Source organism: Streptomyces sp. NPDC057271 (assembly GCF_042668715.1).
GTDB lineage: Bacteria > Actinomycetota > Actinomycetes > Streptomycetales > Streptomycetaceae > Streptomyces.
The window spans coordinates 1-13,611 of record NZ_JBHUYJ010000065.1 but is presented as its reverse complement, the minus strand read 5'-3'; the positions used below and the strand labels follow the sequence as shown (position 1 = coordinate 13,611).

General features: G+C 68.6%; 15 protein-coding genes and 2 pseudogenes. 11 read left to right on the top strand and 6 right to left on the bottom strand.

All coding sequences use genetic code 11. The annotated features are described in order from the left end of the window. Positions 1-44: 44 nt before the first annotated feature. Positions 45-278, bottom strand: a complete 234-nt coding sequence (locus ACFUJR_RS25905) for a transposase domain-containing protein (RefSeq protein WP_383173370.1) — start codon at positions 276-278, stop codon at positions 45-47. A 236-nt stretch (positions 279-514) separates the two neighbouring features. On the opposite strand from ACFUJR_RS25905, the pseudogene ACFUJR_RS25900 reads away from it, so the two are divergent. Beyond that, positions 515-1,683 (top strand): annotated as a pseudogene (locus ACFUJR_RS25900) (IS110 family transposase); the annotation flags it as partial. 114 nt (positions 1,684-1,797) lie between these two features. On the opposite strand, the gene ACFUJR_RS25895 reads toward ACFUJR_RS25900, so the two are convergent. From ACFUJR_RS25895 to ACFUJR_RS25885, 3 genes are all read right to left on the bottom strand, one after another. Next, positions 1,798-2,397 carry a WhiB family transcriptional regulator gene (locus tag ACFUJR_RS25895; protein WP_383173350.1) on the bottom strand — a complete coding sequence of 200 codons (600 nt, stop codon included), beginning with the start codon at positions 2,395-2,397 and terminating at the stop codon, positions 1,798-1,800. Between the two features lie 2 nt (positions 2,398-2,399). Further along, the gene (locus tag ACFUJR_RS25890) at positions 2,400-2,663 is read right to left on the bottom strand and encodes a hypothetical protein (RefSeq protein ID WP_383173348.1); all 264 of its coding nucleotides are present in this window, start codon (positions 2,661-2,663) and stop codon (positions 2,400-2,402) included. An 859-nt stretch (positions 2,664-3,522) separates the two neighbouring features. Continuing rightward, complete coding sequence (locus ACFUJR_RS25885) at positions 3,523-4,059, bottom strand: sigma-70 family RNA polymerase sigma factor (protein ID WP_383173346.1); 537 nt, start codon at positions 4,057-4,059, stop codon at positions 3,523-3,525. A gap of 294 nt (positions 4,060-4,353) precedes the next feature. Between ACFUJR_RS25885 and ACFUJR_RS25880 the strand changes: the two genes are divergently transcribed. Beyond that, positions 4,354-4,590, top strand: a complete 237-nt coding sequence (locus ACFUJR_RS25880; RefSeq protein WP_383173344.1) for a zf-HC2 domain-containing protein — start codon at positions 4,354-4,356, stop codon at positions 4,588-4,590. A 115-nt stretch (positions 4,591-4,705) separates the two neighbouring features. Here the strand turns inward: ACFUJR_RS25880 and ACFUJR_RS25875 are convergent, their stop codons facing one another. Beyond that, the gene (locus ACFUJR_RS25875; protein WP_383173342.1) at positions 4,706-5,446 is read right to left on the bottom strand and encodes a zf-HC2 domain-containing protein; all 741 of its coding nucleotides are present in this window, start codon (positions 5,444-5,446) and stop codon (positions 4,706-4,708) included. A 164-nt stretch (positions 5,447-5,610) separates the two neighbouring features. Here ACFUJR_RS25875 and ACFUJR_RS25870 point away from each other — a divergent pair, with 164 nt between their 5' ends. The 9 genes from ACFUJR_RS25870 to ACFUJR_RS25830 all read left to right on the top strand — a co-directional run bounded on the left by ACFUJR_RS25870 (position 5,611) and on the right by ACFUJR_RS25830 (position 13,329). Beyond that, the gene (locus tag ACFUJR_RS25870) at positions 5,611-6,153 is read left to right on the top strand and encodes a DUF6328 family protein (RefSeq protein ID WP_383173340.1); all 543 of its coding nucleotides are present in this window, start codon (positions 5,611-5,613) and stop codon (positions 6,151-6,153) included. Positions 6,154-6,245: 92 nt separating this feature from the next. Next, the gene (locus ACFUJR_RS25865; protein ID WP_383173338.1) at positions 6,246-7,172 is read left to right on the top strand and encodes a lytic polysaccharide monooxygenase; all 927 of its coding nucleotides are present in this window, start codon (positions 6,246-6,248) and stop codon (positions 7,170-7,172) included. A 34-nt stretch (positions 7,173-7,206) separates the two neighbouring features. Beyond that, the gene (locus tag ACFUJR_RS25860; protein WP_383173337.1) at positions 7,207-8,403 is read left to right on the top strand and encodes a chitinase; all 1,197 of its coding nucleotides are present in this window, start codon (positions 7,207-7,209) and stop codon (positions 8,401-8,403) included. Positions 8,404-8,487: 84 nt separating this feature from the next. Then, positions 8,488-9,201: a hypothetical protein gene (locus ACFUJR_RS25855; protein ID WP_383173335.1), complete on the top strand. Its 714-nt coding sequence runs from the start codon at positions 8,488-8,490 to the stop codon at positions 9,199-9,201. A 147-nt stretch (positions 9,202-9,348) separates the two neighbouring features. Next, positions 9,349-10,197 (top strand): hypothetical protein, encoded by an 849-nt coding sequence (locus tag ACFUJR_RS25850; RefSeq protein WP_383173333.1) that lies wholly within the window; start codon positions 9,349-9,351, stop codon positions 10,195-10,197. 4 nt (positions 10,198-10,201) lie between these two features. After that, a complete protein-coding gene (locus ACFUJR_RS25845) occupies positions 10,202-10,420 on the top strand; it encodes a hypothetical protein (protein ID WP_383173331.1) in 219 nt (72 codons plus the stop codon). A 688-nt stretch (positions 10,421-11,108) separates the two neighbouring features. Further along, positions 11,109-11,648: a DUF6328 family protein gene (locus ACFUJR_RS25840; protein ID WP_383173329.1), complete on the top strand. Its 540-nt coding sequence runs from the start codon at positions 11,109-11,111 to the stop codon at positions 11,646-11,648. Positions 11,649-11,772: 124 nt separating this feature from the next. Further along, the gene (locus tag ACFUJR_RS25835) at positions 11,773-12,708 is read left to right on the top strand and encodes a lytic polysaccharide monooxygenase (RefSeq protein ID WP_383173327.1); all 936 of its coding nucleotides are present in this window, start codon (positions 11,773-11,775) and stop codon (positions 12,706-12,708) included. A 273-nt stretch (positions 12,709-12,981) separates the two neighbouring features. After that, entirely contained in the window at positions 12,982-13,329 is a 348-nt protein-coding gene (locus ACFUJR_RS25830; protein ID WP_383450752.1) for a hypothetical protein, read from the top strand. 199 nt (positions 13,330-13,528) lie between these two features. Here the strand turns inward: ACFUJR_RS25830 and ACFUJR_RS25825 are convergent. After that, positions 13,529-13,611: pseudogene (locus tag ACFUJR_RS25825) on the bottom strand (transposase); the annotation flags it as partial.

Here is a 13,611-nt window from a genome sequence, read left to right as displayed (position 1 = left end):
CGTCGAGCCCAGACTCTGCCTGGCCCTGGTCAGGGACGACTTGTTCACCCTGACCAGGGCCTCAACCCTGGCTCGCCCGCCTTCAGCAACCGCAGAACTTCCAGGTAGTCGACCCGCGGGAACAGGCATAACCCGAGGACGAGGTACACAGTGAACCGGGCCGACAGCAGGCGACGGCGCTTCTCCCCGCACCCCGCCTCGGCAACGACCCGATCCACCAGCTCAGGCGGACACGACCAGGTCAAGATCCCCAACCCCAGTCGCTCCAGACGCGACACCAACACGAACGGCGCAACGCCCTGCCTCCCTCAAAAGCAACGGCATTGGAGCGGATGACCTGGGGGGTGGTGTCACAGGGTCCGAGGGGTGCCGTCGGAGACGCTGATGAGAGGTCCGACCACCGCCTGGCCGGGCGCAATGCCCGGCCGCTCGCGGGCGGCAGGTCTGCATAACGTGGATGCGCGAGAACGGCCCGGACGCCCAGGCCAGCACCGAGCAAGCGAGTGGGGGCACCGTGATCGACACCAGCAGCGTGGGCGTCTTCCTTGGCCTGGACGTCGTCAAGAGCACGCACCACGGCCACGGGCTGACCCCGGCCGGGAAGAAGGTCTTCGACAAGCCCTTGCCCAACAGCGAGCCGAAGCTGCGGGCCGTCTTCGACAAGCTGGTCGCGAAGTTCGGCACCGTTCTGGTGATCGTGGACCAGCCCGCGTCCATCGGCGCCCTGCCGTTGACCGTCGCCCGCGATGCGGGCTGCCAGGTCGCCTACCTGCCGGGACTGGCGATGCGGCGGATCGCGGATCTCTACCCGGGTGAGGCGAAGACCGACGCCAAGGACGCCGCGGTGATCGCGGACGCGGCATGGACGATGCCGCACACCTTGCGCCGTCTGGAGCTGACCGACGAGCTCACCGTGCTCGTGGGCTTCGACCAGGACCTCGCCGCCGAGGCCACCCGCACCTCCAACCGGATACGGGGCTTGCTCACCCAGTTCCACCCCAGCCTGGAACGCGTCCTCGGCCCCCGCCTCGACCACCAGGCCGTGACCTGGCTGCTGGAGCGCTACGGATCCCCGGCCGCCCTGCGCAAAGCCGGACGCCGCAGACTCGTCGAACTGATCCGCCCGAAGGCCCCGCGCATGGCCACCCGGCTCATCGACGACGTCTTCGACGCGCTCGACGAACAGACCGTCGTCGTTCCGGGCACCGGCACCCTCGACATCGTGATCCCGTCCCTGGCCGCCGTGCACGAACAACGCCGGGCTTTGGAAGCCCAGATCAACGAGCTGCTGGAGGCCCACCCTCTTTCCCAGGTCCTGACGTCGCTGCCCGGCGTCGGCGTCAGGACCGCCGCCGTCTTGCTGGTCACCGTCGGCGACGGCACCAGCTTCCCCACCCCCGCCCACCTCGCCTCCTACGCCGGCCTCGCCCCGGCCACGAAGCAGTCGGGCATTCCATCCACGGCGAACACGCGCCCAAAGGCGGCAACCGGCAGCTCAAACGCGCGATGTTCCTCTCCGCGTTCGCCGCCCTGCACGACCCCGCCTCCCGCACCTACTACGACCGTTGCCGGGCCAGGGGCAAGACCCACACCCAGGCCCTCCTCCGCCTGGCCCGGCAACGCATCAGCGTCCTGTTCGCCATTCTCCGCGACGGGACCTTCTACGAATCACGAGACGCCCGAAGCCGCCACCGCATGACCAGCTCAGGCTTGACGAATCACACAGAGGCACCCCGGAGCCGATGGAAACGTGTTCCACCGAGGGTGCGAAGAGCGACGGGACCGCCTCACAGAGGGTCACGCCGCCGGGACGTACGGCGCTGGTAGAACTCCCGCCTCGCGCGCCGCGTCCACGAGCCCGTCCACACGGGTCTGCAGTTTCCGCTGCAGACCCGTCAGCGCTCTGGTCACCACGGAATGGTTGTGCTCCAGGGCCTCATGGAGGTGGCCGGCGCCGATGCCCTCGCACAGCGCGGCCAGGACCTGCTCCTCGACCGGGGTCAGGCGGGGGATCCTCGAGGATCCGGGCTGCGGCTGTGGCGGTGCGTCGGGCCGTACCGTCGCCGCGGCGGCGTCGAGGGCAGCGGCATCCCGGGATCTGGTGCGGGCACGCCGTACCTGCGGCGCATGGTCGGTGGCGCGGAGACGCTGCTCGTCGGTCTCTCCACCCCACACGCCGAACTCGCGGTGCTTCCGGGCCCATTGGCGGCAGGCCAGCATCACTGGACACCTCCGGCACAGCGACACGGCATCGGCGGCGCGCAGACGGCCGCGACTGCCGTGGTCGTTGTAGCCGTCGTCCGGCGGGTGGAACAGCGAAGGCTGGGAAGTGCAGGGAAGGCGTGTATTCAGGTGGGACACGAACGGCGGGATGGGCGGCGGGGTTTCGTGTGCCATGGTCACCCCTCCGATGCCTGGGTCTGCCGCAGTCCCGTCGGCAGAGGCGTCCGCGTGGGGAACAACGGACGGCGCCGTTTCTGCCGCAGTAGGACGGCAGCGGCGAGAAGGGCAAGGAACGCGGCACAGCCCAGCAGAACGAAGGTGAGGTTCATGAATAGCCGCCCGAGCGCGTTGTCGGGCGCGAGCGTTCCGTCCCACGTTGCCGCCGCGGCCAGAATCGCCGTCATGGCAGTGATCACGACGTGCATGGCGACCAGATCCAAGACGGACCGTCCTCCGCGCATGTCTCCTCCTCGTCGAGAGCATGTCGGGACAGATTGTCCCGTGCCGACCACCACGTGGCCGAAGGAGGACCGGTTCAGGACGGAACCCACCCCCCTGACGGTGGGATTGCTTCGCACCGTGGTGAACCGCCGGGCGGGGTGACCCGTGCCGTTGAATGTGTCCGCGACCGGATTACTCCCCCGAATCCGCACGCGGAGGCCCGAGCTGTTCCGCCTCGCTCGGGTAGCGGCTGTTCCGCCGGCATTCATGGCCCCCGTCCTGCCGGCGGAACGGCCGCTCTGCCATGTGCGGCGGGCGCTCGCCCGCCATGTGCCGGGGGCACCTTGTGAACCTGATCCAGCTCCACTGCGTGCAGCGCAGCGCGCGGAAGACATATGCGGCGGGCTGCCGCCCCGGCGCCGTCTCCTCGCACTGGCACAGCGGCTTCCGCGGGCTCCGGGCGGTCCCTCTGTGCAGCGCACTTCGACGAGCTTCAGGTCCGTCCGATCCCGGAGGGCTTAACGGGCGTATTCGTCCTACCGGATCACGGCGGGTGCTCTGATGGCCGAACGGGCCGGACGTTCCGCAAGTGCCACCGCGGCCGCTGTGGCCCTCCTGGCAGCCGGTGGCGATCAGGCAGCGGCATGCGAGCGGCAGGGCGAGGCCGTGGAGTTCTGCCGGCGGACCGGGGCCCTTCACACAGGCGTACGGCCGGTTGAGGACCTTCGGGATCGAACGGGCTGGGACGCGCCCACACCGACGGAGGCGCGTTCGCGCGTAGAGGTGGTCACGGGAGGCTGCGCAGCACTCGACGTGGTGAAGGGCGAGTGAGGGGACCCGCGGTCACTGGAAGGCGGCCTAGCCCTGAAGGGCTTCCTTCAGACCGCGCAGCGCGTAATACGTACGGGACTTCACGGTGCCGGGCGGTATGTCGAGTACCTCGGAGGCCTCGGCCACCGACATGCCGCGGAAGTACACCAGCACCAGCACCGCGCGGTGCTCCGCGCTCAGCCCGGCGAGCGCCTGGCGCACGTCGAGGCCGGCCATCGAACGTTCGGAGGGATCCACAGCCGACGGCGTCTTCTCCAGCGCCATGTCGCTGAGCTCCTTCGGGCGGGCCTGCCGTGCTCTTCTGGCGTCGATCGCCAGTCGGCGGGCCACCGTGAACAGCCAGGGACGCATGGACTCGTGATCGCTCCGCAGGGCCTCCGGGTGCTGCCAGACCCGTACGAACGTCTCCTGCACGAGGTCCTCGGCGCGGTGACGGTCTCCGAAGGTCAGCCCAAGGATGAATCTGAACAGAGCGCGGCCGTGCTCCTGCTGCAGCGCTGCCAGGGCCCGTTCGTCGGTACGTGCGGGAGTCACGGCCTGGGCGTTCTGGACTGGAGAGTTCACGATGACACCTCTTTCGGAGAGTCAGCTGACATGTCCTTGGCGTGCCTGGTTCGGTACAGGATCACGCCGGGGGAGTGGCGGAGATATCCGCCAACTGGCGGAGGTGGCGTACACCGTCGGCTAACGGGCGTCGGGGCCGCCACGTGCGAGGACGGCCGTGCGTCAGTGAACGCACCGGTCTCGCCGGGCGAGCCGCTGGTTTCGAGGATTTCTGTTTGCCTGGTTCGGCCCGTGCGTTTCCGCAGAATGGAATATAAACGAGGGATCGTAGGGGGATCGAAGAGCGGGGGGCAGATGACCATGCCGCCTTCTGAAGGCGGCTCCCATGTGCGCCTGCTGTTGGGGGCCTATGTCCTCGGCGCGCTGTGTGCTGAGGAGGACCGTACGGTAGCGGAGCATCTCCGGCACTGCGAAGAGTGTGGTGCCGCCTACTTGGAAATGACGGAGGCGCAGAACTTGCTGGCGCTGTTCAGCGAGGCCGATCTCCTGGACGGCCTGGACGATCACTTGGAGGAAGGGGAGGAGATCTGATCGGACGACGCCGCCGCGAGCGGCTGAACTCTCATCGCGCCGGCTCCGGGGCCCTGGGAAATGGCTTCGGCCCCCTGGCGCATTGCCAGGGGGCCGAAACGGGCTGCGGTCGGTGTCAGACGTCCACGCTGACCAGCTGCTTGCCGTTGCGGGTGATCACCTCGAATCGGTCGAGTTCGGCACGGGGGATGGCTGATCCGCCGTGCACCATCAAGGGGTCGGGCGAGCCGGGAACGCCGTAGCCGGGCTTGGGTACCGTCCAGCCGGTCACGGTCTGGCGGGCGCCGTTGGTCGAGACGGCGACCAGTCGGCAGTCGAGCGGTCCGGCTACGCCCTTCAGCTCAAGGGCGATGTGCGTCCCCCACTTCTTGTCCTCGAGACCGACCTTGGCCGACACGCCTGTCTCTGCGTTGGTTCCCCAATGCTGCTCGCCGACCAGGAGCAGCTGCGCCGCCCACCGCGGGTTCTGCTGAGGGTCGTTCGGGTCCTCGACGTATCCGAGCATGTTCCCCACGGCGAGGCCGCTGGCGAACATGGCCACGGACGCGGCCAGCATGAGGAACTGTCGACGTCGACGCCGAAGACTCTGGAACTTCGTGTCAGTGAAAGGGACGGGTGCAGGGACAGACCTGTCGTCGGTCGGAGCGGTCTCTTCGGCCAGAAGCTCGTCCGCGTCCGGTCCGGTCGCGGCGAATTCGGCCAGCAGGTCGGCGACCTTGGTCAGCGACCGCCTCTCTTCGGCGCAGAGCGCGCATGTTCGCATGTGGTCCTCAAGCTCCGTGTTCTCCTCCGGCTCGAGAGCCCCCAGCACGTAGGCGCCGACCTCCGTACGTGGTGCCTGGTGTGACGGCGTCACGTGTTCCTCCTTACTTCCCCAGCTACAGCATGGTTGGTCGTAGGAGGTCACGCATGTCCGGGGCGTCTGGATCAAAGGGATCCGTCCGACCTGGCGAAGTGAACCTGGCGCGCGGCGCTCCCGTTCGAGAGGACGACACACGCTCTTGCGAAGGGACGGCCCACATGCCCCCCGAACCCCCTGACGACGGCGACGCGGCCGATGGCGACGAAACGGTCCCGGCCGCCCGGAAGCACGACACGCCCGAGGCGCAGGCCCGCTTCGACAAGGCATATGCGGAGCTGTTGCAGGAGGTACGGGTGGCGCAGACAGGCGTGCAGTTCCTTCTCGGCTTCCTCATGACCCTGGCCTTCTCGCCGCGCTTCCCCGGAATCAGCACGATGCAGACGTACCAGTACGTGGTCACCCTCGTGCTGGCCTTCGCGGCCGCGACGCTGTTGACCGCGCCGGCGCCGTTCCACCGTGTCGTGTTCCGACACGGACTCAAGCACCGGCTGCTCAGCATCTCGCACGGCTTCGCGCTCGCGGGACTGGCACTCCTCATGCTCTCGATGAGCAGCGCCCTGCTTCTCACGGTCGCCGTGGTCCTCGGACCGAATCCGTCGGCCCTCGTGGCCGCGGTCATCTTCAGCGGAATGGCCTGGCTGTGGTTCGGACTTCCTATGTGGCAGCGGCTCCGCTACGGCCGGCTCGCCGAAGGGCGTTGAATCCCCCTGCTTTCACAGGGTTTGAACCGACAAGAAGCGGGCGGCGTAATGGCAGACAGAAGCTTGACAACAAGTGAACGAGAGGGTTAAGGGTGTATTGGGATCGCGTCGCGTCGGCAACGGTCATCGCTGGAATCATCGTTCTCGTCCTGTCGATCACACCGGCCCAGCCTTCCTACGCGCACGGCGCACTGTGGAACCCGATCAGCCGCGCCGCCGCCTGCGCCCCGGACAACGAGCGCTACTCGGACTCCCCGGCCTGTGTCGCGGCGCAGAACGCCACCCCCGGCGGGGCTCTGGACGCCTGGGACAACCTGCGGCGCAAGGACGTCAACGGCGATCACCGGTCCGCGGTCCCGGACGGTCAACTCTGCGGCGCTGGCCTCGAGGCGTACCGGGGCCTGAATCTCCCGCGCAAGGACTGGCCCGCGACCCACCTCCACGAGGGCTCCCTTCACACGTTCAAGTTTCTGGCGACCATTCCGCACAAGGGCCGGTTCACGCTCTACATCACCAAGGACGACTACGACCCCATGGAGCCGCTGCGCTGGTCGGACCTGGAGTCCGAGCCGTTCGCGGACGTGACCGACCCCGAACTGATCGATTCGGCCTACCAGTTCGAGAGTCGCCTTCCCTCGGGCAAGAAGGGCCGGCACGTGATCTTCACGATCTGGGAGAACACCACCCTCCCCGACACTTACTACTTCTGTTCGGACATCCTGTTCTGGGGAGGCCGCGACACACTCTCCGAACGCCCCTCGCCAGGCGCGGCGACGAAAGGGATCGGAGTGGCGGTCGGTGGCCGTCCCACCCCCTCCACGCCGACGCCGAAGAGCACTCGGCCCGTCACCCCGCAGGCCCAGAGCTCTCCGACAGCCCTCGCCTCGGTGGCCCGGGTTCCCGGCGACGGGCAGGGGCGGATGGCCGTGGTCCTCGCCGGCATGCTGACGACGGCAGCGGCCGCCGTCGTCCTGGTCCTCTCGTTCTTCATTTGGCGCCAGAGCCGTCGCCGTGCCTAGCCGCCCCGACGCCGGTAGCGAGAGGGAAGACTCCATGCCGCCGCACCAACCCGCCAGCCGTCCCCTCGTCGCCGTGGCGCTGTGCGCACTCGCCCTCGTCGCCGCGTCCTCCTTCGCCCTGGGGCGCCTGTCCGTCGACGTCGCCTCGGCGCGGGCGAGTTCAGCCTCGCCCACTCCGGCAGCCTCGCTCGCATCCTCGCCCTCCCTGTCGCCCAGCTCGTCCGGCGCGGCCCCCCAGCGCACTCCGAGGGCCGATCGGGCTCAAGCCATGCCCGGCATGGAAACCGGCACGGGCGACCGCGCGGATTTCTCACCGTACGTCGATACTTCCCTGTCCGACGCCCGTCCGCTCGTCGACGCCGTGCGCGACAGCGGCGTCAGGGAATTCACCCTCGCCTTCGTCGTGGCGGAGGAGTCCGGCGACGGCTGCTCACCCAGCTGGGGTGGGCACGGACTGCGGGAGAACCCGGTGGCCGCCCAGATCGGTGAGCTACGCCGGGCGGGAGCCGATGTACGCGTCTCCTTCGGCGGGGCCGACGGTGTCGAACTCGGGGCAGCATGCCCGGACGAGGTGAGCCTCGCCGACGCCTACCGCGAAGTCCTGGAAACCTACGCGCTGACCAAGGTCGACTTCGACATCGAGGGCGACGACCTAGGCGACACGGCGGCCAACGACCGGCGGTCCAGAGTGATCGCCCTGCTCCAGGGCGAGGCCGCCGCGGCAGGACGGCCACTGCAGGTGACGTTCACCCTGCCGGTCATGCCGGAGGGACTCTCGGACGACGGGACAAGCCTGCTGGAGAGTGCCGTGGGCGCCGGCGTCCAGATCTCGGGCGTCAACATCATGACGATGAACTACGGGACCGAGTACCAGGGGAACATGGCCGAATACGCCCTGGAGGCGGCCCGGGCCGTACACGCGCAGTTGAGGACTCTGCTGGGTCTCACCGACACCGCGGCGTGGAAGGCCCTGGAATTGACCCCGATGATCGGGCTCAACGACATCGCCACCGAGGTCTTCCGGCCGGATGACGCCGAGCGACTGATCGAGTTCGCCCGCACCAAGGGACTCGGTCGGTTGTCGATGTGGTCGGCCGGGCGCGACAGGCCCTGTCCGGGCGGACCCACGCCCCGTGCTGTCTCAACCTGCAGCTCCATCGAGCAGCAGGACGGTGAATTCTTGCGTATCTTCGCGGCCTACCGAGGTCCGGGGGAGCCTGCGGCGGGCTGACGACAACGCGCCCCCGAACCGGGCCGTGCCCCCAGCCGTACTGCCCTGTGACGAGCAAGTATCTTCCCGAAAGCTGGAGGGGCCGTGCACGACAAGCGCCATCGCCGATCGCCCGAGAACTGGTTCGACGCCGAGGACTTCGTGGACCAACTCTTGCGTGACAGCGGCGTGCACAGGGAAGGCTCCCTCGATTCCAGAGCGGCTTGCGAGGTCCTCACGCTCACTGTGCTGTTGTCCGCGGAGCACGAGCACGTGTGCAGGTGGGGGATAGGCCCTCCGGACACCGGCACGGCCCTGACGCGGCTCCGGCACAAGATCCGCGACGACGCCCTCTGGCGCAGTTGGTGTGCCGGACGGATCACGATGGTCCGATGCGCGAACGACCCCGCCGTCGCCTATGCCGGGCGGTCTTGGCGGTGGCTGACCCGGGAACGGACCGTATTGGCCGACGAGGCGCGCGTTCAGGCCGTCCCCGACGCGACGGCCTGTGGGCACCCGGCCCTTGATGGGCTGTCCATCTGGGAACGCGGCCTGCTGGGAGCTCGGATGGCGCTGGACAGCATGCTGCTGGCCCACGCGGGAGCATACGACGTGATCGGCAGCATCGTCCTCGTCGGCAGGGGGGCGTCTGAGGGGCAACTGGGCGTCGTCCTCGAAGCCGTGTGGGATTCGGAGGACCTTCTGGCAGGTGTCGCACGCCGTGTCACCTCCCTTCGTCTGGCTCTTGTCGACGGCAGCACGGCAGCTCTCCCCCCGCGACAGCTCATCAGCCTGGCCGAACTGCCCGCTGCCTCATGACGCCCTGAACCGGTCGGTCGGCCCCCTGCCAAGCATCCCGTCGGTCCCTTTGCCTCCGTCCATGAACCGGCATGGATCGCGCTACGTGCCCAAGCGTGACGTGTCGTACGCACGTCTGCTCAGCGGGAACACAAGGAAGGACGAACAATGGGGCCGACGACACTGCTCCTGGCACCCTCCTTCCGTGAGCTCAACCCCGGAGTGGGCCGGGCCGCCGTACGGAACCTGGTCTGGATGACCGAGCGAGGACTGCTCCTCGACGATACCGACACCGACCGGTTTCTCGCCGGCCGTGTCACCCACCTCGCCACCGGGCTCTTCCCCGCGATCCCGTCGGCCCAACTCGATCTCGCCGCCGACCTGGTGGGCTGGGCCCTTCTCCTCGCCGACAGACTCGCGGGCGGGGGAGCGCGGAGGGACCGAGCGTGGGTCCAGGAGACGGTGGGGCAGCTCACCACCGTCATCGACTGCCCCGGCGCGCCGCGCCTCCGTACCCACCCGCCGCTCGTGCGAGCCTGGGTGGATGTCTGGGAACGCTCCTGTGGCGACATGCCCGATGTGTGGCGGACCCGGGCGGGCGCGCACTGGAAAGAAGCTTTCAAAGCCCTGCAGGGAGCCGGTCGGTTCCCGGCCCTGTGCCTGCCGCTTCTCGACCTCGCCGAGGTCTTCCACGGACAGGTCCTCCGCCCGGACCTGTACCGAACCGGCTTCCTCACTCGTCTGCGATCGCTCACCGGAGAGCACCTCGCCCTGGTCGACGAGGCGTTCTCGGGGTGCGTGCCCGTCGCAGCCGTCCAAGCGGGCCGCAGCGCCGACCGGACATTGAGGGACTTCCGGAGTCTTGCGGCACAAGCCGGCGCCGTCTGTGCCGACATGGACCTCTCCGCCGGGAGCCGGATGGCCGTCGACCTCCACATTCAAGCGATGCGGTGGACCATGCGAGCCCACGCGGACTGGCTCCGGATCGCTGACGCTGCAGCCCATCCGATGGAGTGATCACATGTATGTCGTCCGAACGGTTCTTCTCGTGGCCGGCTGGTGGTGCCTGGCGTCCGTGACGGTGGCTGCCCTCTACGCCGTCGTCCGGCGGGGGTACCGGCGCAAGCAGAGGCGCCTGCTCGCGGCACGGACGCGTACGACGGTTCGGCTCTCCGGGGGACCGGGAGAGCTGTCGGTCATGCGCCGCCATCGAGTCCACAGACGCCACACCCTCGGCTGAGCGATGATCGGGCGAGTCGGACGGATACACGACTGTGCCCCACGGCCGAGGCTGTGGGGCGCAGTCGTTCGGTGGTCCGGTGGTCCGGTGGTTCGGTGTGGTCAGCCGAGCGCCTCGACGAGGTCCTGACCGGACGCGTGGTCGTCGTCTCGGACGCCGTCGACCGGGGGCCTCGGGTAAGGGCCCAGTCGCCGCTCGGGCCGAGCCACGACTGCCCACTCTCCGACACGAACACGTAGATCTCTTGCACTGGCGCACGGGTCTGCTCGAAGTTCTGAGCGATCGCGCCGACCGGGTACGCCGCAAGCCGGCCTTCGGCCATGTCTGCCATCTTGCCCTTGAGTTCGGCAGAGCGGGACGGCTGCCGAAGGGCGGAGCATGGCGGCCGTCGAGCTGCTCGCCCTCATACGCGAGGGCGACCTGGTGGACGGCCTGGACGCGAGGTACCTGACGGGCAGCGACCCGGAATGGATTCTGTCGTCCTCCTGACCGGCCGCTGCGTGCACCGGGCGGGGACATCTGGTCGCACAGCCGCGGTCATCGGCACGGCACGTGTGGTCCGCACCCTGCCTCATCGCTGAACCGACGGCTCCGGTCCGTCGTTCCTGAGAACAGCGATGAAGACCGCGCCGGAGTCCGGCGAACGACACCGACGACCGGCGCCCGCACATGAAGGGACCGTCACGTCATGTCAGTCCAGCCGGCCGATCAGGCCTTGCCTCCGTTCGTCCCGTCAGCGCCCGCCGACCCGCGGCCGGTTGTCCACGCTGTCGACACCCATGAAGCGCAGGCCAAGTTCGACAAGGCGTACGCCGAGCTCCTCCAGGAGGTGCGAGTCGCCCAGACGGGCGTGCAGTTCCTGCTCGGCTTCCTCATGACCCTCGCCTTCACGCCCCGGTTCCAGGAGCTGAGCACCTTCCAGGCGTACCAGTACGTCTTCACGCTCATGCTGGCCTTTGCCGCGGCGACCCTGTTGACGGCGCCCGCGCCGTTCCATCGGGTCGTGTTCCGGCACGGCCTGAAGCACCGGCTGCTCAGCATCTCCCACGCCTTCGCCCTGTCCGGTCTCGCGCTGCTCATGCTCTCCATGAGCAGCGCGTTGCTCCTGGTCGTGGCTGTCGTCCTCGGTCAGGTTCAGTCCGCGCTCGTCGGCTCGGTGACCTTCAGCGGGATGGCATGGCTGTGGTTCGGCATGCCGATGTGGCAGCGGCTGCGCCACGGCCGCTGAACCCGGATGAAGGAGGCCTTCGGAGCAAGTCCGACCCGTTCCCTGGGGGATGTTGAACCGCACCGAGGAAAGCGGAGTGCCGGACGGGCACAAGGTTTCGAAGGTGAACGGGAAGGAAATATCAATGAGTTGGGCCACAATGGCGAAGGCGGCCTGTGTCGGGACAGTTGTCGTGATCGGAGCTGTCCTGTCGGCGTCCACCGCACAGGCACACGGCGCGCCGTGGAATCCGATCAGCCGGGGTGCCGCGTGTGCCCCGGGAAACGAGAGGTACGGGGACTCGCCGGCCTGCGTGGCCGCCCAGGCGTCCAGCGATGCCGGAGCGCTGGACGAGTGGGACAATTCCCGCCGGAAGGGCGTCAACGGGCAGCACCAGGATGAGGTACCGGACGGCGAGCTGTGCGGCGCCGGGCTCGACGCGTACCGCGGGCTGAACCTGCCGAGGTCCGATTGGCCGGCGACGATCGTGAAGCCGAGCACGGACTTCACGTTCTCCCTCCTCGCGACCGTGGCCCACAAGGGCCGGTTCATCGTCTACATCACCAAGAACGGATACGACCCCACGGTCCCTCTGCGCTGGTCGGATCTGGAGAGCAAGCCGCTCGTGGATGTCACCGACCCGCCCCAGTCGGACTCGGCCTACACCTTCGACATCGAGCTGCCCGCCGGGAAGAAGGGTCGACACGTGCTCTTCACGATCTGGGAGGCCGGCGCTCTCGCCGAGACCTCGTACTACTGCTCGGACGTCATCTTCCGGACCGGAGCGGGCGCCTCACCGCCCGGCCGCCCCTCGGCGACAGTTGCGTCGCCCGCACCGTCCCGTGTGCCGGCGGTGACCCGCAATGCCTCCGGCGGGGACGAAGCCGCTCTGATCCAGGCCCCGCTCACCGGTTCCCCCCAGCCCTCACTGGAGCCCGTCGCTCAGGCGGACGACCTGGCTGACACGTACCCGGGCAAGGTCTTCATGGGGCTCGCCGGAACGATTGCGACAGGGGCGGCCTCCGTCGTGCTCGTCCTCAGCCTCGTCCTGATGCGCAAGAGTCGTCGTCGACGCTCCTGAGGCTGCGAAGGACGACGCGCCACGGCCGTTCCGCTCGGGGGGGATGCGAGCGGAACGGCCGTGTGGCCCGGGCTGGGACGCCTGGGCCTGCCGCGTGGACTCGTGATCCCGGCGGCACAATCAGAGGCACGATCACCGGTGGCGGACGGTTCATGGACCTCTCTCATCCCTTGCGGATCGGATCCGTGGCCTGAACCGGCGCCCGGCGGTCGGCGTGCAGGGAGTACTGGCGCGGTGCGTCATCGTCCCCGAAGGGACAAGGGAGAGACAGCCATGACCCACAGGTTCGTCCGCATGATGGGGCCGCGCGGGGCCGCCCGCTTCATCCGCGCCCGTGCAGATGAACTGATACTGCTCGACGGTCTCACCGAGAACAGCGCCCTCGCCCTTGCCTGCGAGCGCGTGCTGGACGGGGACCCGCTGACATTGAGCGCGCCCGGACAGGTGTGGCGGCGGCGCTCCGGGGGCTCCGGAGCCATGGCGCTCCTCATCGTGGAACGACTCTCGGCACCGCCCCGGATCCGGGCCGAAGACGAGAACGGCTCCGTCTTCGAACTCCCCATCGGCTCCCTGGCCGCGTACGAGTTCGCGTTCTGGCCGGCAGGCAGGACACGCTCCTGACTCGGCCCTGTCCTCCCGAAGCTGCCGCGAAGTGACAAGTAGCTCTCTGATATCAGAGTGACGCTCCGTCAAGGGTAGCGGGGCGAGGCTCAGGGACCGTCGCGGTCCGGCTGGTGGTGAAGTCGGCGTGGGCCTGCTCGACGGCTTCGGGGGTGTGCCTCGCGCTTGGCGCGCTCGGCGAGGGCCCGCTAGTGCCGCATCAGGCAACGTTCGCCCTGTCGACGACGGCGCGTAGGTGCCGGTCGTCGGCGTGGCGGTTTCGCCAGATGATGTAGCGGCGGA

Excerpts from the sequence above, each read along its gene's own strand:
- ACFUJR_RS25845 (WP_383173331.1), top strand. The coding sequence starts at position 10,202 with ATGTATGTCGTCCGAACGGTTCTTCTCGTGGCCGGCTGGTGGTGCCTG.
- ACFUJR_RS25860 (WP_383173337.1), top strand. The coding sequence starts at position 7,207 with ATGCCGCCGCACCAACCCGCCAGCCGTCCCCTCGTCGCCGTGGCGCTG.
- ACFUJR_RS25895 (WP_383173350.1), bottom strand. The coding sequence starts at position 2,397 with ATGGCACACGAAACCCCGCCGCCCATCCCGCCGTTCGTGTCCCACCTG.
- ACFUJR_RS25870 (WP_383173340.1), top strand. The coding sequence starts at position 5,611 with ATGCCCCCCGAACCCCCTGACGACGGCGACGCGGCCGATGGCGACGAA.
- ACFUJR_RS25830 (WP_383450752.1), top strand. The coding sequence starts at position 12,982 with ATGACCCACAGGTTCGTCCGCATGATGGGGCCGCGCGGGGCCGCCCGC.
- ACFUJR_RS25850 (WP_383173333.1), top strand. The coding sequence starts at position 9,349 with ATGGGGCCGACGACACTGCTCCTGGCACCCTCCTTCCGTGAGCTCAAC.
- ACFUJR_RS25840 (WP_383173329.1), top strand. The coding sequence starts at position 11,109 with ATGTCAGTCCAGCCGGCCGATCAGGCCTTGCCTCCGTTCGTCCCGTCA.
- ACFUJR_RS25880 (WP_383173344.1), top strand. The coding sequence starts at position 4,354 with ATGACCATGCCGCCTTCTGAAGGCGGCTCCCATGTGCGCCTGCTGTTG.
- ACFUJR_RS25835 (WP_383173327.1), top strand. The coding sequence starts at position 11,773 with ATGAGTTGGGCCACAATGGCGAAGGCGGCCTGTGTCGGGACAGTTGTC.